The following is a 22,355-nucleotide window of genomic DNA, read 5'->3' as shown; positions in this document are numbered from 1 at the left end:
TTACTGAGGGCTTTTTAGTGGCAAATGCAAACAAACTCACGTTGTTTATCGTGATCTTCATGCTGGCGGGGATCCTGTCGGGTGCGGTGATCCACTCTTATGCCTCCCCCGGCGTTGTGACCGCCTGGGCCGATAATATTACGCTTCTCACCGACATCTTTTTACGTCTGATTAAGATGGTGATTGCGCCTTTAGTATTCAGCACCCTGACCGTTGGTATTATGCGCCTGGGGGAAACATCCACCATCGGTCGCGTGGGCGGCAAAGCGATGATCTGGTTTATCAGCTCTTCTGTATTGTCTATTCTGGTCGGTCTGTTTGTGGTTTCCCTTGAGCAACCCGGGAGCGGGTTAAACCTGGCGATCCCACTGGAAGCCACCGACACCGGTCTGGCCGTAGGCGGCATGAGCCTGAAAGGTTTTCTGACACATACCATTCCAACCAGCATAGCCGAGGCAATGGCTAACAATGAGATCCTGCAAATCGTGGTGTTCTCAATGTTCTTCGGTATTGGTGGAGCATCGCTCGGAGAGAAATTTAACGCTCCGCTGGTTGCCGCGCTGGATGTGGTTTCCCACATTATGCTGAAGGTGACCGGCTACGTGATGTACGTCGCGCCGCTGGCAATTTTTGCCGCCATCTCTTCCGTAATCTCTACCCAGGGTCTGGGGATCCTGCTTAACTATGCATCGTTTATCGGCGGCTACTATGTGGCGATTTTGCTGACCTGCCTGGTTCTGTTGGCGGTGGGTTATGTCATGCTGAAAAAAGAGGTCTTTCGCCTGGTGAGCATGCTGAAAGACCCGGTTCTGGTCGCATTCACCACCAGCAGCTCTGAGGCCGCTTATCCGAAAACGCTGGAGCAATTAACTAAATTTGGCTGCTCACCCAACATCGTGTCATTCGTGCTGCCTATCGGTTATTCGTTCAACCTGGTCGGTTCCATGGTCTATTGTTCATTTGCCTCCATGTTTATCGCGCAGGCCTATAATATTCACCTCTCTTTCGCAGAAATCACCGTCCTGATGCTGACGCTGATGCTGGCGTCCAAAGGAATTGCCGGTGTGCCGCGTTCAGCGCTGGTGGTACTGGCGGCAACCATCCCAAGCTTCAATATTCCGGTTGCCGGAATTCTGCTACTGATGGGTATTGACCACTTCCTGGATATGGGACGTTCAGCAATCAACGTATTAGGTAATGGGATTGCAACGGCGATGCTGGCGCAGGATGAAGGTTTACTGGAAGAAGAACCTGAGCTGGTTGAGCGGGAAGCGTAAGAAGGAAATCTGCCGGATACGATACGCTACGCTAATCCGGCCTACAATAGCAATCATTGTAGGCCGGATGAGTTATGGCGATTATGCGACGTGGGAAGCGGCAATATCCAGCAGCGCCATTTCTTCGCTGTTCAGCAGCTTCTCAATGTTGACCAGGATCAGCATCCGGTCACCCAGCGCACCCAATCCCGTCAAATATTCCGTCGACAGCGTGACCGCAAACTCCGGTGCCGGACGGATTTGATCCGTTGTCAGAGACAGCACATCCGAAACGCCATCCACCACAATCCCAACCACCCGCTGACCCAGGTTCAGCACAATCACCACGGTGTTTTCGTTGTAATCCACATCACTCTGGCTAAATTTCACGCGCAGGTCGACGATAGGCACAATCACACCACGCAGGTTCGTGACGACTTTGATAAATGCAGGCGTGTTAGCGATGCGCGTCACCTGATCATAACCACGGATTTCCTGCACTTTCAGGATATCGATACCGTACTCTTCATCCCCCAGCGTAAACACGAGGAATTCCTGACCTGACGGTTCGCCGGCCAGTTTAGTTACATTACTCATACCGGTCATATTATTCCCTTCTCACTCAATCAGGCGGCTGTGATCGCCACACGTTGTTCGCGGTTTAATCCCTGCAATGCAGAGACATCGACAATCAGCGCGACGCTGCCGTCGCCGAGGATCGTTGCTGCAGAAATACCTGGCACTTTGCGGTAGTTGCTTTCCAGGTTTTTGACCACTACCTGGTGTTGGCCAATTAACTGATCGACCAGCAGCGCATAGCGACGCCCTGCACTTTGTAAAATAACCACAATGCCCTGAGTCGCTTCAGTTTTAGCACCTTCAACCTCAAAGACTTTCCACAACTCAACCAGCGGTAAATATTCGCCACGCACTTCCAGAACGCGTTCGCCTCCGGCCAACGGATGGAGATCTTCTTCGCGCGGTTGCAGCGATTCCATAACGGCATTTAGTGGCAGAATGAAGACCTCATCCGCCACACGCACGGACATCCCGTCGAGGATCGCCAGCGTCAGCGGCAGTAGAATGCGAATAGTGGTCCCCTGTCCCTGTTTGGACTGGATCTCAACATGGCCGCCCATCTCCTGGATATTTCGCTTCACCACATCCATACCCACGCCGCGTCCAGAGACATCCGTCACCTGTTCGGCGGTCGAAAAGCCTGGAGCGAAGATCAACATACCCACTTCGTCATCGCTCATATTTTCGTGGATCGGCATGCCCTGGGAGATAGCTTTGGCTAGGATACGTTCGCGGTTCAGGCCAGCGCCATCGTCGGTCACTTCAATACAAATATTCCCACCCTGGTGCTCCGCGGAAAGCGTCAGATTGCCGATTGGGTTTTTGCCGGATTCAAGGCGTTTTTCCGGCAGTTCGATACCATGGTCGAGGCTGTTACGCACCAGGTGCGTCAACGGATCGATGATGCGTTCAATCAGGCTCTTATCGAGTTCGGTTGAGCTACCTACCTGCGTCAGCTCGACCTGTTTACCCAGCTTACCGGCCAGATCGCGCACCAAACGAGGGAAACGACTGAACACATACTCCATTGGCATCATACGAATCGACATCACCGACTCTTGCAAATCGCGGGCGTTACGTTGTAACTGACCCATGCTGGTGATGAGATCGCCATGATTGACGGGATCCAGTTCGTTAGATCGCTGGGCCAGCATCGACTGGGTGATGACCAACTCACCGACCAGGTTAATAAGCTGATCGACCTTCTCAACCGCTACGCGGATGCTGGTCGACTCGCTGGCGCGGGCTGGTTTTTCACGCTCCGCGCGCCCATGTGGCGCTTCACTGGCGGCGGCTTTCACCGCTGGCGCAACGGCAACCGGCTGCGACTTCGCGACAACGGCTACCTCTTCAGTTTCAACAGTCGCGGGCGCTGCGCTGACGGTTTCGAATTCAATTTGGTCAGCTTCAATGACAAAGCAGAGTACTGCAATGATGTCATCTTCTGCGAGGTTGCCATCAAGCGTAGCTGACAGCGTGTCGCTTCCTTTTACCACATCGGTTAAGGTCGCCAGATTCCCCAGTTCCTCTTCCAGCAAATCCACTTCGCTGGCTTTCAGACGCGAGAGAGTAATGCGTTTTTTGCTCTCTTCACTGGCGAGTTCAGGCTTTGCAACCGCCTCTTCCTGCATCGCGGTGCTATCAACAACGCTCAGTTTTGCTGAGTTGACAACTGACGGTGCGGTTTCACCTTTCGCTTCGAGCGCTAACTGCCGTAACGCCTGGCAAATGTACTCAAAACTGTCGGCATCAGGCTCCACTGAGCTTTTATAGGCGTCGAGCTGTTCCTGCATAATATCTTTCGTTTCCAAAAACAGGTTGATAATGTCGGCATTGAGCTGCATCTCGCCACGCCGCGCTTCATCCAGCAGGTTTTCCATCAGATGGGTCGTTTCCTGCAAAATGGTAAAGCCGAAGGTGCCCGCCCCGCCTTTAATCGAGTGCGCTGCACGAAAAATGGCATTCAGCTGTTCGGAGTCCGGGGCTTCAGGAACCAAATCAAGAAGGTGTTGCTCCATATCAGCCAACAGTTCGTCAGCTTCATCAAAAAATGTCTGATAAAAATCGCTAATATCCATGCTCACGCTATCACCTCGGATTGGCTGGTGGCGATGTGGGAACGCTTACCGGCGGGAGTTCCGCTGGCCGTTGTAAGACACTTACCGGCTCATTCTGGCTTTCAGCGTTTTCATGCAAAATGGCCTCTTCTGCCTGCTTATTGAGAACCAGCAGGCTAATACGGCGGTTGATAGCGTCTTCAGGACCGCGATCGCTCAGACGCATCGTGGCGGCCATACCTACCACACGTAATACTTTTCCATCATCCAGACCGCCGCTAACCAGCTCGCGACGCGATGCATTTGCGCGATCGGCAGACAATTCCCAGTTGCTGTATCCTTTCTCACCATTCGCGTAAGGATAATCATCCGTGTGACCGGAAAGGCTGATCCGGTTAGGGATCCCGTTGAGCACTGGTGCAATCGCGCGCAGGATATCGCGCATGTACGGCTCAACTTCAGCACTACCGGTCTTAAACATTGGGCGATTCTGACTGTCGATAATCTGTATCCGCAGCCCTTCCTGAACTAAATCAATCTTTAAATGCGGACGCAGCGCTCGCAGTTTGGGATCGGATTCAATCAGTTGATCGAGATCGCCACGAAGTTTGCTCAAGCGGCTCTGTTCCATACGTTTTCTCAGGTCATCAATATTCGGCTGCTTGTTCACCTCACCCTGCTGCTGGGTGTAATCATCCCCGCCGCCTGGAATCGGGCTTTGGCTATTCGAAATACGATTTCCCCCGGTCACCGCGGTGGCCAGCGGTGTACGGAAATATTCGGCAATCTGGATCAATTCTTTAGGGCTGGATATAGAAATGAGCCACATCACCAGAAAGAAGGCCATCATCGCGGTCATAAAATCGGCGTAGGCGATTTTCCACGAGCCATGCGCCCCACCACCGTGATTCTTATGTTTGCGTCGCTTTACAACGATAATGGGATGGGCCTGATTTTTCATGCGTCCTCGGTCGTCTGTTGCGCAGTTGGATTTCTCACCGCACGAACATGTTCTTCCAGTTCGATAAACGAAGGACGTTCGCTGGAGTACAGAGTCTTACGACCGAATTCAACGGCAATCGGCGGCGCGTAGCCATTCAGATTGGAGAGCAGCGTTATCTTCACGCACTGCATCATTTTGGTTGTTTCAGCGCTTTTCTGGCGCAGAACGCTGGCAAGCGGAGAAATAAATCCATAGGCCAGCAAAATACCGAGGAATGTTCCCACCATCGCATGCGCAATCAACGCCCCCAGCTCTGCTGCCGGGCGATCGGCAGAAGCCAGTGCATGCACAACACCCATAACGGCCGCGACGATCCCGAATGCCGGCAGTGAGTCGCCGACCATCGCCAGACTATTCGCCGGAACTTCGGCCTCACTCTCATGAGTCTCAATTTCTTCGTCCATCAGCGCTTCAATTTCGAACGTATTCATATTGCCGCTGATAATCAGGCGCAGATAATCGACAATAAAATCAAGCATTACGGCATCGGCAAGAATGCGCGGATAGCTGGCGAAGATTTCACTTTCTTTTGGGTTTTCGATGTCGCGCTCAAGCGAGAACATGCCCTGTTGACGTGACTTGGCCATCAGACGATACAGGAGCGCCAGCAGATCCATATACATCGCTTTGGTGTATTTCGAACGACGGAAAAGCAGCGGGATCGCTTTCATCGTCCCTTTGATGGCTTTCCCGTTATTACCGACGATGAATGCCCCAATACCCGCGCCACCGATAATCACCAGCTCAGCCGGTTGATAGAGTGCCCCAAGGTGTCCGCCGGTCATCATGTAACCGCCGAAAACTGTACCAATAACAACCAGGTAACCTAATAAGATAAGCACGACATCATCCTTTCGCAATTGACTATGACAGGATGCGCAGTCGGGCAATTAACGTAAGGTCAGGACAAAAAAAAGCAGCGGTAATCGCTTACCGCTGCTGGAGTGTTCATCCACACCGTATCAGTTAAACAGCCTGTTCGATCTGTTCATCCAGCAGTTGTGGAATAATATCGGCAGCATTCTGGGAAAGTTTACGTCTTTTTACGGCCCTTGATGGCGGCTGGCATAAACTACAGGCAAAGCTGCCTGCGGGTTGGTGTGCATGGGTGATAAAATTCCCACCGCAACAATTGCATTGGGACAACTCCAGCAATCCGCTGTCGACAAATCGCACCAGCGTCCACGCGCGAGTTAACGCCAGCAATGGCCCTTCTTCAGGCTGCGGACACTGCTCAAGATATAACCGATACGCCTTAATTACGGCATCCACGCCGCTACAGAGACCCGTTTTGAGCAGGAATTGCCATGCATTGCAAAACATCGACGCATGAATATTTTGTTCCCACGTCATAAACCAGTCGGTGGAAAACGGGAGCATCCCTTTTGGCGGAGGACTACCGTGTAATTCTTTGTACAGCTTGATTAATCGACCACGGCTTAATTGCGTTTCGCTTTCCAGCATTTGCAAACGGGCGCCCAATGTGATTAATTCCATTGCCAACTGGATATCACGCGCTTCCTGAACAATGCTTTTTTCGCTCATCATCAAGCCCTTTTCTTACGTGCTGCATCATCGATGTCGCTTAACAGGCGTGTTGAAAGCATGATACCAGTATGAATTTGCTGAAGATCGTCAACGCGGGAGTCTTGCGTCAGGCGAGTAACAGTCTGGTGATCGTCGAAACGGAAATGACATACCAGTTGGTTTGTTTCGGCCAGTTTGACCATTTGAGGAAGTGTTAATGTTGCCAACGTGTCCGCCATTTCCTCGCTGATACCAAGGCGAAACATCGCAGATGCTTTGTCCTGAACGATCAAACGCTGTGCAAGCAATAAATATGACAAATTGATGTCATAAATGTGTTTCAGCAACTCGGATGTATGCATTATTTGCATCCATAATAACCAACATTGTTTTCATGCGGTAAAACCGCACCCCGTGATGTCGCCGGGAAGGCCCGGTAAAAAAAAGCAAAAGGTCAAATACATAGCAGCGTAACGACACTTACGCGTCGTCTAAACAATCCCTTTTAAGAAGGCAGCGTCCCTTACAAGCTCACATCAATTCTTACAAATGTCTAAGATTTTTCCTAATTCGACGCAACTCTACCCGCCGTCAGTTACACATACAACGGAGCTATGCTGCGAATTTAAAGAATATGTGATCAAGATCACATAAACCAGCCAAACACTTAACATAAATCCATCAGCGTGGCTTTTACTTTGCTTATTTCTTAACCTTCCATTATCCATTTCGATTCCTGATGTACGAATATTCTTGCAATAAAAGCGAATAGTATTATGTTCACGACCGTTAATATCACGCCGTGAAATAGCGAGCTGGATCACATATTTAACTCAAAAAAATTTTTTAATTAAATTCTTTATAAACAATGACTTAAATATTTAGGGCGATTAATTAATACCGCGATGTGACGACCTTGCAAATGTTAATGTATGTTTATTTTTTATTAACACATTGTTTTCATTAGCCGTGGGTTTTACTTAAGTTACCTAAACATATCTGCAACCAATATGAATCGATTATTCTATTTATAAGAATAATTAATGAATAATCATGATGACATTCACACTATGAAGGAAGGAAACGTTGCAGTATGGAGTAAGCTGAGTAAAGCTGAAAAGCCCCCTCATAATTCTTGAAAAAAAGGAGCGAGTTATGAGCTATTCGCACATTCTTGTTGCTGTTGCCGCCACCCCTGAAAGTCAGCAGTTGTTAGACAAGGCGGTTTCTATCGCTCGCCCTGTCAACGCCCGAATTAGCCTGATTACACTGGTCTCAGACCCCGAACTGTATAACCAGTTTGCAGCTCCCATGCTGGAAGACCTGCGTGAAGTCATGCAGGAAGAAACTCAGGATTTTATCGACAAACTTAGCAAAGAAGCAGAATACCCCATTGAGCATACCTTTATTACCTATGGGGCTCTGAATGAACATATCCTGGATGTATGCCGCAAATACGCCATTGACCTGGTCATTTACGGCAACCATAACCACAGTTTTTTTTCACGCGCTTCCTGTTCAGCGAAAAGCGTGATTCATACCAGCCAGGTGGACGTTCTTCTGGTTCCGCTAGCCGGAGATTAATACACAGCGCCAGGACTTCATGCGAGTTTAGAACAGGAAGAAATATTGTCTGGCAGTTGGCATTGACTCCGACGCGGCGTGACTGTTTTAAGATCACTGATGAACGTCGCCTGCCAGTTGTCGATATCGTTTTTAACGATAGTCTCAAGCATTTCAGCGTGGCGCGAGATGCGTTCGGTAAGTGGCATCGTCAGCGCCTGGTTTAATGCGCTTGCCACTTCATCCCGGTCATAAGGATTAACAATAAGCGCAGAGGTTAGCTCATTCGCCGCCCCGGCAAATTGCGATAAAACCAGCACGCCAGGGTTAGCAGGATCCTGTGCGGCCACAAACTCTTTCGCCACCAGGTTCATACCATCGCGCAACGGGGTCACCAATCCTACGTCAGAGTAGCGGAAGATCTTCATCAGCAATTTACGATCAAAATACTGGTTCAGATAGTAAAGCGGCGTCCAGCCCAGTTGCCCATATTTGCCGTTGATTCGCCCTGCTTCTGTTTCCAGTTGGTGGCGAATATCCTGATAGGCCTGCACCTCTTCACGCGAGGTCGGCGCTATCTGCGTATAGCGAATTTTACCGTGGTGCTGCGGATAATGTTCCAGTAAGGCCTCGTAGGCCTGAAAGCGCTCCGGCAAGCCTTTGGAGTAATCCAGACGCTCCACGGAGAAAATATTCTGCACATTTTTAAGCTCCGCTTTTAGCTGCGCCAGTTTTGGCGGCAGCGGCCCGGACGCCTGTCGTGCAATCTCATCAGGTTCGATACCGATGGGATAGACCTGAGTGCGAAACGCTTTTCCCCATGCCAGGTGCTGCTTATCTTTATGCGTGGACACCCGAGTCTGGGCTGCGAGACAGTCCAGAAAAGCCTGGCGATCGTTTTCGGTCTGGAAACCAAGTAAATCAAAGTCACACATTTGCTCAAGTAGCGCCAGATGTGGAGGGAGCGCATTAAAAATTTCCGGCGTCGGAAAAGGAATATGCAGGAAAAAACCGATGCGGTTATTCACACCGCGCTTACGTAACTCGCAGGCAAACGGCAACAGATGGTAATCATGAATCCAGATGATGTCGTCATCGCCAAGCAGCGGCAGAAGTTTATCTACCAGTAAGGCATTAACCCGTTGGTAGCCTTCCCAGGCAGAGCGCTGAAACTGAACTAAATCCAGTCGATAGTGAAATGCGGGCCATAAAACCGCATTTGAAAACTGGCAGTAATACTCTTCGTAATCTTGCTCACTCAAATTAAACGAGGCCCAGGTGATATTGCCACGCGTAACTTTTTTTAACGGTTTATCCTCATTACCTGTATCACCACTCCAGCCAAACCACAGACCACCAGCAGCTTTTAACGCGCCCAGTACACCGACCGCGAGCCCACCCGCGCTCCCTTTGTCATCTGGTGAGGCGATACGATTAGATACTACGACTAAACGACTCATAGCCACCTCTTCTGTTATTCGTTGCTTTCGATTCTTGCTGCGAAGAGTTAATTTGCTCCAGCCAGCGCCAGACATCCCTGACGCCATCCAGACGCCATGTCGCCTGCGTCGGCCCGATCCCCACCTTCACGGAAATACCGCCAGCGCGGTTAACCACAGCAAATCCTGTTTCATCTGTCAGATCATCACCGAAAAACACAGGGATCCGGCCAGCAAAAGGCGCTTCCTGCATAAATGCAGCTATCGCGTCGCCTTTATTGCTGCCCTTAGGTTTTATTTCCACGACACATTTTCCGTGCTGCAGAGCAAGCTGCGGCCATCTGCGCGTGATGCGTTCAGCCAGGGTAATCAACGCAGCTTCGTGTTCGGGTGCCTGGCGATAGTGCAACGCGAAAGCCATACCTTTGGTTTCCAGCGTTGTCCCCGGTAACGTCACTAACGCTGAGTGTAATAAAGCCCCAGCTTCACGCTCGATACCTTCAGGCAGGTGTACTATGTGCGTTTGACCATTGATGTCACGGCGTTCTGCCCCATGCACTCCGGCAAGCGGAAAACGAAACGGAGTTGTGAGTGCGTCAAGCTCAACCATTGAGCGCCCTGAAATCAATGCCAGCGCATCCGCATTATGCGTCGCTAACTGATGTAAACATTGCAGGATTGCCTTAGGGACAACGACCTGGTCGGGAAAGGGTTTAATCTCAGCAAGTGTCCCATCGAGATCAAAAAAGTAAGCACAGTTTACAGATTGTTCAGGGGGTAAGATCAGTGATGCTGTCACCCGGTTATCCTCCTCATCATAGTCAGAACGCCACGCGGATCGCGGCGTATAGATGATGTATGACGGATATAAGTATAGACAGTGTGACCATGCTCGCCATTTGGAAAAACAATCGCCAGCCGGGTAGCGGCTGGCGACGGGCAGAAGCTAGACTAAAAAGTTAGGGTTTAAATCATCAAACGGTACGCTTCGCTTTTTGCTTGTAACGGTCGAAGATCACCGCCGCTAGCAGGATGAGGCCACGTACCACATACTGCGCGAACGGAGAGATATTCAGCAGGTTCATCGCATTCTCAACCGTACCCAGGATTAAAACCCCGGCCACCACATATGAGATTTTTCCGATGCCACCTTTAAGCGAAACGCCCCCTAACACGCAGGCTGAAATCACGATCAACTCATAGCCGATTGAGGTCATTGGCTGGCCGCTGGTCATACGCGATGCGAGGATAATCCCGGCGATGGCGGATACCAGACCGGAAAGAATAAAGATAATAATCTTGGTACGAACAACCGGAACCCCTGCCAGGCGTGCCGCCTCTTCATTGCCCCCAATGGCCAGCGTATTACGACCAAACGTGGTTTTGTTCAGCAGTAAACCAAAGACAATGAAACAAACGACAGTGATCCAGATAGGCGCAGGCAGACCAAACCAGTTAGCATAACCGAGTGTAAAGAAACGCTCGTCTTCAATTCCGACAGCCTTACCGTCGGAGATAATATAAGCCAGACCACGTACAATCTGCATCGTCGCAAGAGTAGTGATCAGGGCGTTAATTTTTAACCGCGCAATCACGAACCCATTCACCAGGCCACACAGAATACCGAGCAGCAGTCCAGCAGCCACGCCAATCCACAAACTTTCAGTCATGTTAATGACTACGGCAGTGGTAACACCAGCACAAGCAATCACAGATGCGACAGACAGGTCGAAATCACCGGATGCCAGACAAAACAGCATCCCACACGCGACCATGCCCGACATCGATACTGCCAGCCCCAGTCCCTTCATATTGATGAAGGTGGCAAAGTTTGGCACAAACAGGGAACAAACGAGGAACAGCACGGCGAACACCACCAGCATACCGTATTGATCCCAAATGCGGCCCAGATTTAGCGCCGACTTCGCTGCGCCAGAACCCGATGTAGAAACGGAAGACATCATACTCTCCTTATTCAGGCTACAGCCTGGCTGACTTTAGGCATAGCAAGGCTCAACGCCTGGCGCTCATCCGCCTGTTCATGAAGTAACTCACCGGCAATTTCGCCTTCTCTCATCACCACAATACGATCGGCGACACCGAGCACTTCTGGCAGGTCACTGGAAGCAAACAATACGGCCACACCGCGCGCTGCGAGGGCATAAATCACGTTGTAAATTTCATGCTTGGCGCCTACATCAATGCCGCGTGTAGGCTCATCCAACAAAATCACCTTCATCTCTTCCGATAACCAACGACCGAGGATAGCCTTCTGTTGATTACCGCCGGAGAGATTCATGATCAGTTGCTCTGCACCCGGTGTTTTGATGTTGAGTGAACGAATATGGTGATCGGCATTGGTCTCTTCCCAGCCGTTGTTGATCACGCATCCCCCCAGAACATGCTTACGTCGTGCACTAATGTTGATGTTGTTGCGCACTGAATGGACCGGAATGATCCCTTCGGCTTTGCGATCCTCCGGGCACAGCATCATCCCTGCTTCAATGGCATGGCTTGGTTTACGGATATCGATAGGCTGTTCATCAATAAATACCCGGCCCGCCGTGATACGCGTACCACCGAACAGTCCTTTCATTAATTCGCTACGTCCGGCCCCCACCAGGCCAAACAGCCCGACAATTTCACCGCTTCGCACAGATAAACTGATTGGCGTACGCACGCCCGGGGCTTTTACCTCATGCAACCGCAGACGCTCTGTGCCATACGGTCTGGATTTCCAGCCATAGATATCCCCGAGGTCGCGCCCGACCATCGCCTGCACCAGCGCGTCGTGATCGACCTGCTGCATATCCGTGAACGTTTTGACGTAATGACCATCTTTAAACACAGTGATGGCATCGCTGAGGGCAAAAATCTCCTCCATACGGTGCGAAACGTACAGAATGATGCGTCCTTCGTTGCGCAGCTCACGAATGACACGAAACAGATTCTCAATCTCACGTGCTGACAGGGAACTGGTCGGTTCATCAAACGCAATAATTTTGGCATTTCGCGCCAGCGCTTTTGCAATCTCTACCATCTGCCACTGACCAATGGAGAGGTATTTCAATGGGGTATCGGGATCGATATCCATTCCCAGATGCTTCAGCTGGATTCCTGCTTCATAGTTCAGCAGCGAGCGGTTCACAATCCCGCCTTTGTGCGGTAACTGCCCTAAATAAATATTCTCGGCAACGGTCATTTCCGGGACGAGATGCAGTTCCTGATAAATAATGGCGACGCCGGCGTTGAGCGCGGCAGTGGTATCCGCGAAGGAAACTTCCTGTCCGCGGATCGTCAATGATCCCGTCGTTGGCGCATAGTTACCGCTGAGAATTTTTAAGAGCGTTGATTTCCCGGCGCCATTTTCGCCCATCAGCGCATGCACCTGTCCGGCATAGCAGTCGAAACTGATATCCGTCAGCGCTTTAACGCCGGGGAACGTTTTGCCAATGCCGCGAAATGAGAGATACGGGGTAGACTGTTGCATAACGTCTCCGTGAGTCAGATCTTTATGCCGGAGGGGGGCTTTGCCTCATCCGGCCTTCTGAGGACGCAATTCGTAGGCCGGATAAGACGCGTTGACGTCGCATCCGGCATTTGTGTTACTTACCGCCTAAGCCTTTCTTCGCCAGCTCTTCTTTGAAGTTATCGCGGGTAATCAGCACCACATCCGTCACTTCAGTGAATGCCGGTGGCTCTGCACCTTTCGTTACCCAGTTGTAGAGCATTTCACTGGACTTGTAGCCGTGAACGTCCGGGCTTGGCAGCAGTGAACCGTAGAACCCGGTCGCTTCGCCTTTAGACAGTTCGCTAACCGCGTCAACGCCGTTAATCCCGATACCAATCACGTTTGGCGCTTTGAAGCCCTGCCCTTCGGTTGCACGTACGCCGCCCAGCACAGTGTTGTCGTTCATGCCGACAATCAGCCAGTTTTTGACTTCAGGATGCTGAACCAGCATGGAGTTAGCGGCGTCGAATGCGCCGGGGATGTCATTCGATTTTGTTGGGACCTGGTAAATCTGTTTTTCCGGGAAGCCTGCGGCTTTAAGCGCTTCCATTGAACCAGAAGTACGACGACGTGCGGTATCCAGTTCGTTGGCGGTAATGGCCATTACGGCGGTGGATTTCACATCCCAACCGCGTTTTTGCATCTCCTTGTACAGCTCCTGGCCCTGGCGCTCACCAATTTTGGTTGCCGCCATCATCACCAGCGGTACGGTATCCATCGGCTTACCTTTGGCATTGGCAAACTGGTCATCGACGGCAATGACTTTCATATCGTAGCCACGCGCCTTAGCCATAATAGCTGGCCCCAGTTTTGGGTCTGGCGTACAAATAACAAACCCTTTTGCTCCACTTGCAGCCAGGCTGTCGATGGCGTTAAGGGTTTTCTCACCATCCGGGACGGCAATTTTAATCACCTCAAAACCAAGGTCTTTACCGGCTTTATCGGCAAATTTCCATTCAGTCTGGAACCACGGTTCTTCCGGCTGTTTGACCAGGAAACCGAGCTTCATGGATTCAGCGATAGCGGATTGTGACATAATGGCCGCCAGACCGATGGCAGCCAGCGCTTTAGTGAATTTGTGCATGGTTAACTCCAGCTTTAACGTTCTTTTATGTAGGGTAAAATCAGACGATTTTTTGTAATTCGGACGTAAAACAAGGCATTACCTTTTATTGATAAGATCAATGCCAGTGCTGAGAGTATTTGTAGCGGGAAATTGATTCTCCATAAGAGAGCGGCATCACACCACAGAATTACAGTAATTGCGTACATAAATTCAGCGGGAAATGACATAAAAAAACGCGGTTTTGTCGACGGGAAAAAAGAGGAATAGCAGATTAGTCCATAACATCAGCCAACGAATCCTTGTTCCCGAATACCGGAGTATTCGGGAAAATGATTACCATCGGTAATAAATGTGATCAGCGTGATCGCGAACCGGAATATCATCTCCCAATAGACGCGCCGCAAGCGTCAATGCAAAATCGAAAATATGCCCTAACCCTTTACCGCTAATCAGGTTGCCATCTTCCACAATCGGCGCATCGATATATTCCCCATCCGTTACGTTTTGCCACAGATCCCCCGAACACACGTAGCGACGCCCCTTCAGCAGGCCGTTGCCACCCAGCACGCGCGCAGCCGCGGAACACACCGGGCAAATGAGTTTTCCTGCCTCGTCATGGCGAGCGATAAACTGGATGACAGCCTTACTGGCGGCAAGATTAACGCTGCCCTGCGGCCCGCCCGGTAACACAACGGCATCGTAAAGATCCGTCTGACGCGCAGCCAGCGTGCTGTCCGTCACCATCGGCACGTCATGATAGCTCACCACCGCACGGGACTCGGCGCAGGCCAGTGTTTCAACTTCGATCTGCAGGCGGCGCAGAATATCAATGGTAACAATGGCTTCCGCCTCTTCAAAACCAGGTGCCAGTAGCACGGCAACCTTTTTCATACACACTCCTCGATTTTTCCAAATACACCAAACCATAAATGCCGAATCATTCAGGCGCTTAACTTTATTAATTTCCACAAAACTGATCTGGCGCAAAAAATTAGCCAGCAGATAACGTTCACTGACACGTCCCGATAATGAAATTTCTCCATCCCAAGGCCGGATAATCATCCGGTGAGAGACAATACCTGATTGTGAAATTCCATTTCGTGATATGAAACATCATTTCAATATTAATTCTTGGATTTAATCCCATAAATATCAATCTCTTATATTCACACCACTTATATACACAAGCAGAAAAATCACTAATATTGCTATGACAATATGTAAAAAATCATAAATACGCAGATTTAAGGATTTTCTTAAGTCGGAACAGGAGTTATGCTGAATCTCGATCGGGAGCGAATATAATTCGTGATCACTAAAGGACCGGCGGAACGGATTTATTCTGCTAACAGTTTTAATTGTACGTAGAGGTGATGTGTAGCGGCAGCCCGTTGCACTGACGTAAGTAACGTACATCCCCCTTTCTGGAAATAAGGATATTGATATGGCTGCAGTTGGAATTGTTCATAAACTCAACACACAAATGAACCTCGAGTTCTACGCATCGAATCTTTACCTGCATCTCAGTGAATGGTGTTACGAACACAGCCTGACTGGCACCGCAACCTTTCTACGCACTCAGGCACAAGGTAACGTGACTCAAATGATGCGTATGTTCAATTTTATGAAAAGTGCCGGGGCTAACCCCATCGTCAAGGCTATTGATGTTCCGGGTGATGAACTAACTTCTCTTGAAGAACTGTTTCAGAAAACGCTGGATGAATACCAACAGCGTTACAGCAAGCTATCACGCTTGACCAATGAAGCAGAAGCCTTGAATGATGCAACAACCATTGATTTTCTTCACGATCTGGAAAAAGAGCAGCAGCAGGATGGCGTGCTGTTACAGACGATTCTTGATGAAGTCCGCAGCGCTAAACGTGCGGGACTGTGCATGGCGCAAACCGATAAGCATCTGCTGAACGTCGTGAACTATCAACATCACTAATCTTCAATTTTCATCATGTTAATGCCGGATAACGATGCGGCGCACCTTATCCGGCTGGTGCTAAATTTTCTCTACGCTCACGCCTCTCATTCTGCGAGGCGCAAAAAAACCTTTCTAAAACCTGAAACAACGGTTTATTTTAGTGAGATTCATTCTGCGGCGTGAATTTCAACTCGATCAAGGCAACTGCTTTTTGTATTGCGCGCATAGTAACCGGATCGGCGCCCGCAGGATGGCTGGAGAAATCGATGCTTTTCAGTTGGCTGGACATTTTCTCCCGCACTTCTACTGGGGCAATAACATCAAGAACATCCAGAATCTGCTTGATAACCAGCTGACAGGCAACAACGTCCGAGAGCAGTTCCTGATCGGCATTCAGTGTTTGGGACATAGTGAGCTCCTTATAGAAAGGTCGTCATAGTACCTATTCGACGAACGAAACGATAGCCGCGCATGCATTACGAATGCGCTGGAAAATAAAAATAGATCCAGTCAGTTTCTTTTGAGATGGCAAGCACAACATGAGTGAACATATAGCGGTTGAGAACAAACGCGGTCTATCCCCGGCTGCATTACTTGTTGCCGGGGCTTTCTTTATGGAGTTTATTGACGGCACGGTGATTGCCACCGCACTGCCCGACATGGCGAAGAGTTTTGCCGTGCAAGCGGTAGACCTGAACATAGGTATCAGCGCCTATCTGATCACCCTCGCGGTGCTGATTCCCGCCAGCGGCTGGATTGCGGATCGCTTCGGTGCCCGAAAGGTGTTTACCCTGGCGCTGGCGATATTTACTCTCGCCTCGGTTTTATGCGGTTTGTCCGAAAGCCTTGAGAGCTTTGTCGCCATGCGAATCTTACAGGGTGTAGGTGGCGCGCTAATGGTTCCGGTTGGCCGACTTGCGGTATTGCGTACCACGCCTAAACATCAGTTGATCACCGCTATTGCGACCCTGACCTGGCCCGCGTTAGTCGCCCCCATCATTGGCCCTCCCCTTGGCGGATTCATTACCAGCTATGCCAACTGGCGTTGGATCTTCTTCATCAATGTACCGCTCGGGATACTGGCGATTGCGCTGGCGCTTCGTTTTATCCCGGATATTCATGACGACGAGCGCCGCCCATTTGATATAACGGGATTTATCGCAACCTCTGTTGCGATGGTAAGCCTGGTGTATGCCATGGAGTTACTGGGAACCCAACAGCCTCAGGGCTGGCTGACCGCCGGACTTTTGGCGCTAGGAACAGTGACATTTCTGTTTGCCCTGCATCATTTTCGTCGCGCCGCATGGCCAATGATTCGCCTTGATGCCATGAACGTCCCTACTTTTCGCGTCACCATGTATGGCGGATCGCTGTTTCGTGCCTCTATCAGCGCCGTGCCGTTTCTGCTGCCGTTAATGTTTCAGGTAGGTTTTGGCATGAACGCTTTCCACGCGGGTTCGCTGGTGCTGGCGGTATTTGTGGGCAATCTGACGATTAAACCGGCCACCACACCGTTGATACGTTGGCTGGGCTTTAAGAAACTGCTGTTGATTAACGGTGCGCTTAACGTTCTGGCGCTGCTGGCCTGTGCATTAATTACGCCGCAGACCCCCGTGTGGGTTATTTTGCTGGTGTTGTATCTGGGCGGTGTGTTCCGCTCAATTCAGTTTACCGGCGTCAGCACGCTTGCCTTCGCGGACGTCCCCGCGGCACAAATGAGCTACGCTAATACGCTGTTCAGTACAGCGACACAATTAGCGGTAGGATTGGGCATTTCTTTAGCCGCTATTGGGATCCGCATTGGCGATGTGGTCAGTGAAAGGCTGGCATTGGGCAATATTCCAGGGATCAGTTTCCGGCTGGCCTTTGTCGCTATTGCCATTATTTGTCTGGTAGGTATGGTGGATACGCTGCGGCTCGCCCGTGATGCAGGAAGTGCAGTATCGAACAAGAACAAGTAGCCCGGAGGGTGAACGCTGCCGGGCCAACAGGATTTAGCCAATTACCTCGCGTACAAACGCTTCGATTGCTTTGTCCTGACAGTTTTCAAAGAAGCACTGCTGGAAGCGCGGGCCCGATACAGCGGTTTTCACCAGCTCAGGATCGATAGCGCGCAGCGTGTCCAGATAATTTTCTTTTACTACAGCCGCTTTCACCTGATTCAGAATACCGGCGTTACGTACCTGCGGCTCTTTACGCTCCGGTGGGTAGCCTTCGCCGTTACGCCCGGTGAACGCTTTTTCAAACATATAGCGCACATTCAGCTCAGCACCCCAGCCAAAACCTTTGGCGAATGCCAGAGAAAGCGCGTTGCCGTTGTTGATCTGAGAGAACAAGAACGCATCTGCAGGATCGAGGCAATAACCACACACCACACCCGGATGGATATTCAGTGACATCATTGCCCCCTGGCCCGTGCCGCAACCGGTGACCACGAAATCAACCGCTTTGGAATTAAGCAGGATGCTGGCCATAATTCCTAAATGGATGTAGGTCAGATGATGATCATTTTCATCGCTCATCCCAACGTTATAGACCGGAAAACCTTTCTCATCCGCAACGGCTTTAAGCTCGTTATGGATGATGGCGTTTTTGCTTGCCTGGCTGTTTTCCATCATCAATGCAATTTTCATTCTGTACTCTCCTGAATGCGCTGCGGTAGCCCGCTGAAAGTCATAACATTCAGCTACATTACTATTTTGCAATCACACTTTCAAATTTAATGAAATTTAGTTTTAAAAAACAAAGTTGCGCTCACATTCTTGTCTGAACAGTTCAGAATTGCCTCAAACGAATGACCTCGTTGTGATTAATCACAGATGATCTTCGGGCTATTCAAGCCATTGATGAGGGCCTCTGTATGCCATGATAGTGTATCTTCGAACTTTCAGAGCGATCTCATGAAGACCTTTATCCTAGCGCTTTTGCCGCTCGTGCTGACAGGATGCACAATTACAAAACAGGCACAGGTCAGCGAAGCCAGCGCCATCACTGGTGTGGTTCGCCTGACTTATAATCAGGCCATGTTACAAACAGCACGTACCGATGACTACGTTACCCAAGGGACAGCCACCAAAGAGTGTCAGCGCCTGGGCTATGCCAGCGCTGAAGCGTTTGGCCAGCCGGTGTCAACCTGCAGCGTATATGCAGGTTCTCTGTGCTTAAATACCAAAATTACACTCGCCTGGCAGTGTCATGGTGTCGCGGTATCGCAATCCCCCTCATTCAATTATTAATATTTCCGACCAGCACATTTTTGCTGGTCTTTTACCACTTTATTATTTATATCCCCCGCTTAATATCGTTAATGCGTTTTATTCCCATTCGCATTTTTAATAAATAAATTTATTATTTTACCTTTTGCAAATAATTAAATAACAAATTATAGTGACGCCACGTCAATATATAATAATGTTTGTGGAGCAGAACCATGCTGAAAACAGAAATGATCGACCAACTGAATGAGCAAATGAATCTTGAATTATATTCATCTCTGCTCTACCAACAGATGAGCGCGTGGTGCAGCTATCACAGCTTCGAAGGTGCCGCCGCGTTTTTGCGCCGTCACGCCCAGGAAGAGATGACGCACATGCAGCGTCTGTTCGATTACCTGACCGATACCGGCAGCTTGCCGCGTATTAATACCGTTTCTTCACCTTTTGCTGAATATGCGTCTCTGGATGAACTGTTCCGTGTCACTTACGAACACGAGCAGTTGATCACCCAGAAAATTAATGAGCTGGCACACGCGGCAATGACCCACCAGGATTATCCAACCTTTAATTTCCTGCAGTGGTATGTTGCCGAGCAACATGAAGAAGAGAAATTATTTAAATCTGTTATTGATAAGCTGTCGCTGGCAGGGAAAAGCGGCGAAGGTCTTTATTTCATCGATAAAGAACTGGCTACGCTTGATACGCAGAATTAATAATTTGGGGTAATGAAGGCAACCCGCCATCATTACCCATTAAAATCAGTGACGGCAGATCTTGCTTTCGTGCGTAGAGAAGCCGTCTTCTTTTGCAATAAACTTTCCCTTCGCCGCTAAAAACGCCACCAGCTCGCCTGCCGTCATATCTGCCGCAGAACAAGTGTGGAAACGCGCCTGCTCGCCGAAACGTGCCGTAATCGCCGCTTCAAGGCTGGCATTTGAATACTGCTCGCCAGATTCAATCATCATGTTGAGCACTTCGTGACCGTGAATAGATTCCATACTACCTCCTCAATAAAGACCGTAGCCTAATGTGAACCGCACGGCGCTGCTTTGCGCTAACGCAGGTTTATCCGCAGATAAATGTCATTTGTTATGCATCTTAATGGTCAAAAATATCGTAAACATTAATGTACAACCATTGTAACGACGATTTGACGAACATAGCGTTTTGCCTTAACCTGCGCCGCAGATATAACCGTTGATTATCTCTGGGACAGAGGAAAGCGTGAAAAACAGAACCCTGGGTAGTATTTTTATCGTGGCGGGAACCACGATTGGTGCCGGTATGTTGGCAATGCCGTTGGCTGCGGCAGGCGTGGGGTTTAGCGTCACGTTGGTATTGTTAGTCAGTCTTTGGGCGTTGATGTGCTACACCGCGCTGTTGCTGCTTGAAGTATATCAACATGTCCCGGCAGACACCGGGCTGGGTACGCTGGCAAAACGGTATCTTGGTCGTTACGGACAATGGGTAACGGGATTTAGTATGATGTTTTTAATGTATGCCCTGACGGCGGCGTACATCAGTGGTGCAGGTGAACTGCTGGCCTCCAGCATCAGCGACTGGACCGGAACAAATATATCCCCGACAACAGGCGTACTGCTGTTCACCTTTGTTGCCGGAGGCGTGGTTTGTGTTGGGACCTCGCTGGTCGATCTGTTCAACCGTCTGCTATTCAGTGCCAAGATAATCTTCCTGGTGGCGATGCTGGCTCTGTTAATGCCGCATATCCATAAAGTGAACCTGCTTACGCTACCGCTGCAACAGGGGCTGGCGCTCTCCGCAATCCCGGTCATCTTCACCTCGTTCGGTTTTCACGGCAGTGTTCCCAGTATCGTCAGCTATATGAACGGTAACATCCGTAAACTGCGTTGGGTGTTTATTACGGGTAGCGCTATTCCACTGGTCGCCTATATCTTCTGGCAACTGGCGACGCTTGGCAGCATTAACTCGACAACGTTCATGGGGCTTTTAGCCAACCACGCAGGCTTAAACGGCTTATTGCAGGCATTGCGTGAAGTCGTGGCTTCGCCGCACGTCGAACTGGCGGTACATCTGTTTGCCGACCTCGCGCTGGCAACCTCTTTCCTCGGCGTTGCATTGGGATTATTTGACTACCTGGCCGACCTCTTCCAGCGCCGCAATACCGTAGCGGGAAGAATGCAAACCGGCGTGGTGACCTTCCTGCCGCCGCTGGCATTCGCATTGTTCTATCCGCGTGGTTTTGTCATGGCATTAGGGTATGCGGGCGTTGCCCTGGCGGTGCTGGCGCTGCTCATTCCCTCGATGCTGGCCTGGCAGAGCAGAAAACATAATCCGCAGGCCAACTACCGCGTAGCCGGCGGTGCTCCGGCGCTGGCACTGGTATTTTTGTGCGGCATTGTGGTGATCGCAGTACAGTTTTCTATTGCAGCAGGATTACTACCAGAAGTGGGTTAAAACAAAGGGGCTTTCGCCCCTTTCTGTTAATGCAAACAGCACTGCTTAAATTTCTTGCCGCTGCCACAGGGGCAAGGGTCATTGCGCCCTACTTTGGCATCCACTTTCACCGGTACTTTGACCGGCGTTTCCTGAGGATGCGCCATCCAGTAAGCATGCAGGTCCAGCGCAGCCAGGCGGATGGCATCGACGCTCTCTTCAAACGCTTCAGGTGTCAATTTCTCAACCACCGCAAAGTTCTCTTCCGTACCGTGCAGCGCAATAGCCTCAAGTGCTGGTTTTAACGTGTCCGGTAACGCGGACCAGTCTGACAGTGCAACGCCGCGCATATAACCAAAGCACCACTCTTCAACGATGGTCAGTTCATGCTCGTCAATTTCACGCAAACCAAACAACGGCTCAAACTGCTCAGGATATTCATCCAGACGATCGGCCGTATCCGCCATATGTTGAAACGCCAGGTTCATGAAACGCGTCATTTCTTTTTCGGAGGACCAGCGAGGGACATACTGCGCGCCGCCCCAAATTGCGACCAGCCACTGCTCTGGTTCAATTTCATACGGTGAACTCAGCACCGCCGTCAGCAAACCATCCAGTTCTGACACATCCAGAATAGCCTTGTCTGTATTGTACTTAGTCAGTACATCATCCAGCCATTCCAGTTCGCTCTCGTTTAATGGTCCCGTTTTCATAACGCTTTTCCTTAGTCAAAAAATCTTGCCTGTGATCATCCTACATGGCTGGAGGGATAACAGATACAAATGGGCATATGC

At 50.2% G+C, this 22,355-nt stretch carries 23 protein-coding genes; 7 read left to right on the top strand and 16 right to left on the bottom strand.

The window, feature by feature from the left end; genetic code table 11:
• Positions 1–17: 17 nt before the first annotated feature.
• Positions 18–1,277, top strand: a complete 1,260-nt coding sequence (locus OGX67_RS26255) for a dicarboxylate/amino acid:cation symporter (RefSeq protein WP_003034641.1) — start codon at positions 18–20, stop codon at positions 1,275–1,277.
• A gap of 81 nt (positions 1,278–1,358) precedes the next feature.
• Here OGX67_RS26255 and cheW read toward each other — a convergent pair whose 3' ends face one another.
• The 6 genes from cheW to flhD form a co-directional block, all read right to left on the bottom strand.
• Positions 1,359–1,862, bottom strand: a complete 504-nt coding sequence (gene cheW, locus OGX67_RS26250) for a chemotaxis protein CheW (protein ID WP_286527948.1) — start codon at positions 1,860–1,862, stop codon at positions 1,359–1,361.
• Positions 1,863–1,882: 20 nt separating this feature from the next.
• Positions 1,883–3,919 carry a chemotaxis protein CheA gene (gene cheA, locus OGX67_RS26245; RefSeq protein ID WP_257651098.1) on the bottom strand — a complete coding sequence of 679 codons (2,037 nt, stop codon included), beginning with the start codon at positions 3,917–3,919 and terminating at the stop codon, positions 1,883–1,885.
• Positions 3,920–3,923: 4 nt separating this feature from the next.
• Complete coding sequence (motB, locus tag OGX67_RS26240) at positions 3,924–4,853, bottom strand: flagellar motor protein MotB (RefSeq protein ID WP_003034631.1); 930 nt, start codon at positions 4,851–4,853, stop codon at positions 3,924–3,926.
• Complete coding sequence (gene motA, locus OGX67_RS26235; RefSeq protein ID WP_003034628.1) at positions 4,850–5,737, bottom strand: flagellar motor stator protein MotA; 888 nt, start codon at positions 5,735–5,737, stop codon at positions 4,850–4,852. Before motA ends, motB begins: the two co-directional genes overlap by 4 nt.
• Positions 5,738–5,861: 124 nt before the next feature.
• Entirely contained in the window at positions 5,862–6,446 is a 585-nt protein-coding gene (flhC, locus tag OGX67_RS26230) for a flagellar transcriptional regulator FlhC (protein WP_286527944.1), read from the bottom strand.
• Positions 6,443–6,784, bottom strand: coding sequence for a flagellar transcriptional regulator FlhD (flhD, locus tag OGX67_RS26225; RefSeq protein ID WP_003034622.1), 342 nt, complete (start codon positions 6,782–6,784; stop codon positions 6,443–6,445). The genes flhC and flhD overlap by 4 nt, the downstream gene beginning before the upstream one ends.
• A gap of 793 nt (positions 6,785–7,577) precedes the next feature.
• Here flhD and uspC point away from each other — a divergent pair.
• Positions 7,578–8,006, top strand: a complete 429-nt coding sequence (gene uspC, locus OGX67_RS26220) for a universal stress protein UspC (protein WP_003034619.1) — start codon at positions 7,578–7,580, stop codon at positions 8,004–8,006.
• A 17-nt stretch (positions 8,007–8,023) separates the two neighbouring features.
• On the opposite strand, the gene otsA is transcribed toward uspC, so the two are convergent.
• From otsA to OGX67_RS26190, 6 genes are all read right to left on the bottom strand, one after another.
• Positions 8,024–9,445 carry an alpha,alpha-trehalose-phosphate synthase gene (gene otsA, locus OGX67_RS26215; protein WP_171858510.1) on the bottom strand — a complete coding sequence of 474 codons (1,422 nt, stop codon included), beginning with the start codon at positions 9,443–9,445 and terminating at the stop codon, positions 8,024–8,026.
• Positions 9,420–10,223 (bottom strand): trehalose-phosphatase, encoded by an 804-nt coding sequence (otsB, locus tag OGX67_RS26210; protein ID WP_257651097.1) that lies wholly within the window; start codon positions 10,221–10,223, stop codon positions 9,420–9,422. Before otsB ends, otsA begins: the two co-directional genes overlap by 26 nt.
• A 175-nt stretch (positions 10,224–10,398) precedes the next feature.
• Complete coding sequence (gene araH, locus OGX67_RS26205; RefSeq protein WP_003034609.1) at positions 10,399–11,385, bottom strand: L-arabinose ABC transporter permease AraH; 987 nt, start codon at positions 11,383–11,385, stop codon at positions 10,399–10,401.
• 14 nt (positions 11,386–11,399) lie between these two features.
• Positions 11,400–12,914: an arabinose ABC transporter ATP-binding protein AraG gene (araG, locus tag OGX67_RS26200; protein WP_257651096.1), complete on the bottom strand. Its 1,515-nt coding sequence runs from the start codon at positions 12,912–12,914 to the stop codon at positions 11,400–11,402.
• Positions 12,915–13,029: 115 nt separating this feature from the next.
• Complete coding sequence (locus OGX67_RS26195) at positions 13,030–14,019, bottom strand: arabinose ABC transporter substrate-binding protein (protein ID WP_003833897.1); 990 nt, start codon at positions 14,017–14,019, stop codon at positions 13,030–13,032.
• Between the two features lie 315 nt (positions 14,020–14,334).
• Positions 14,335–14,892: a DJ-1/PfpI family protein gene (locus tag OGX67_RS26190; RefSeq protein WP_003034599.1), complete on the bottom strand. Its 558-nt coding sequence runs from the start codon at positions 14,890–14,892 to the stop codon at positions 14,335–14,337.
• Positions 14,893–15,445: 553 nt separating this feature from the next.
• Here OGX67_RS26190 and OGX67_RS26185 point away from each other — a divergent pair.
• Complete coding sequence (locus OGX67_RS26185) at positions 15,446–15,949, top strand: non-heme ferritin-like protein (RefSeq protein ID WP_003034597.1); 504 nt, start codon at positions 15,446–15,448, stop codon at positions 15,947–15,949.
• 139 nt (positions 15,950–16,088) lie between these two features.
• Here OGX67_RS26185 and OGX67_RS26180 read toward each other — a convergent pair whose 3' ends face one another.
• Entirely contained in the window at positions 16,089–16,340 is a 252-nt protein-coding gene (locus tag OGX67_RS26180) for a DUF2766 family protein (RefSeq protein ID WP_003034595.1), read from the bottom strand.
• Positions 16,341–16,470: 130 nt separating this feature from the next.
• On the opposite strand from OGX67_RS26180, the gene OGX67_RS26175 reads away from it, so the two are divergent.
• Positions 16,471–17,892 (top strand): MFS transporter, encoded by a 1,422-nt coding sequence (locus OGX67_RS26175; RefSeq protein WP_071696434.1) that lies wholly within the window; start codon positions 16,471–16,473, stop codon positions 17,890–17,892.
• 33 nt (positions 17,893–17,925) lie between these two features.
• On the opposite strand, the gene OGX67_RS26170 is transcribed toward OGX67_RS26175, so the two are convergent.
• On the bottom strand, positions 17,926–18,564 hold the full coding sequence (locus tag OGX67_RS26170) for an RpiB/LacA/LacB family sugar-phosphate isomerase (protein WP_003034591.1): 639 nt from the start codon (positions 18,562–18,564) through the stop codon (positions 17,926–17,928).
• Between the two features lie 267 nt (positions 18,565–18,831).
• On the opposite strand from OGX67_RS26170, the gene yecR reads away from it, so the two are divergent.
• Both yecR and ftnA read left to right on the top strand, forming a co-directional pair.
• Positions 18,832–19,167 carry a YecR family lipoprotein gene (yecR, locus tag OGX67_RS26165; protein ID WP_003034590.1) on the top strand — a complete coding sequence of 112 codons (336 nt, stop codon included), beginning with the start codon at positions 18,832–18,834 and terminating at the stop codon, positions 19,165–19,167.
• 194 nt (positions 19,168–19,361) lie between these two features.
• Positions 19,362–19,859, top strand: a complete 498-nt coding sequence (gene ftnA, locus OGX67_RS26160; RefSeq protein ID WP_003034588.1) for a non-heme ferritin — start codon at positions 19,362–19,364, stop codon at positions 19,857–19,859.
• Positions 19,860–19,904: 45 nt separating this feature from the next.
• Here ftnA and OGX67_RS26155 read toward each other — a convergent pair whose 3' ends face one another.
• Positions 19,905–20,144: a YecH family metal-binding protein gene (locus tag OGX67_RS26155; protein WP_003034586.1), complete on the bottom strand. Its 240-nt coding sequence runs from the start codon at positions 20,142–20,144 to the stop codon at positions 19,905–19,907.
• Between the two features lie 226 nt (positions 20,145–20,370).
• Here OGX67_RS26155 and tyrP point away from each other — a divergent pair, with 226 nt between their 5' ends.
• The gene (gene tyrP / locus OGX67_RS26150; protein WP_032949537.1) at positions 20,371–21,582 is read left to right on the top strand and encodes a tyrosine transporter TyrP; all 1,212 of its coding nucleotides are present in this window, start codon (positions 20,371–20,373) and stop codon (positions 21,580–21,582) included.
• 26 nt (positions 21,583–21,608) lie between these two features.
• Here the strand turns inward: tyrP and OGX67_RS26145 are convergent, their stop codons facing one another.
• Positions 21,609–22,274 (bottom strand): YecA/YgfB family protein, encoded by a 666-nt coding sequence (locus OGX67_RS26145; RefSeq protein WP_257651095.1) that lies wholly within the window; start codon positions 22,272–22,274, stop codon positions 21,609–21,611.
• Between the last annotated feature and the right edge of the window lie 81 nt (positions 22,275–22,355).

The organism is Citrobacter sp. Cf118 (assembly GCF_030334095.1).
Lineage (GTDB): Bacteria > Pseudomonadota > Gammaproteobacteria > Enterobacterales > Enterobacteriaceae > Citrobacter > Citrobacter freundii.
The sequence above is the reverse complement of the archived record's forward strand: the minus strand, read 5'-3'. Positions and strand labels throughout refer to the sequence as shown.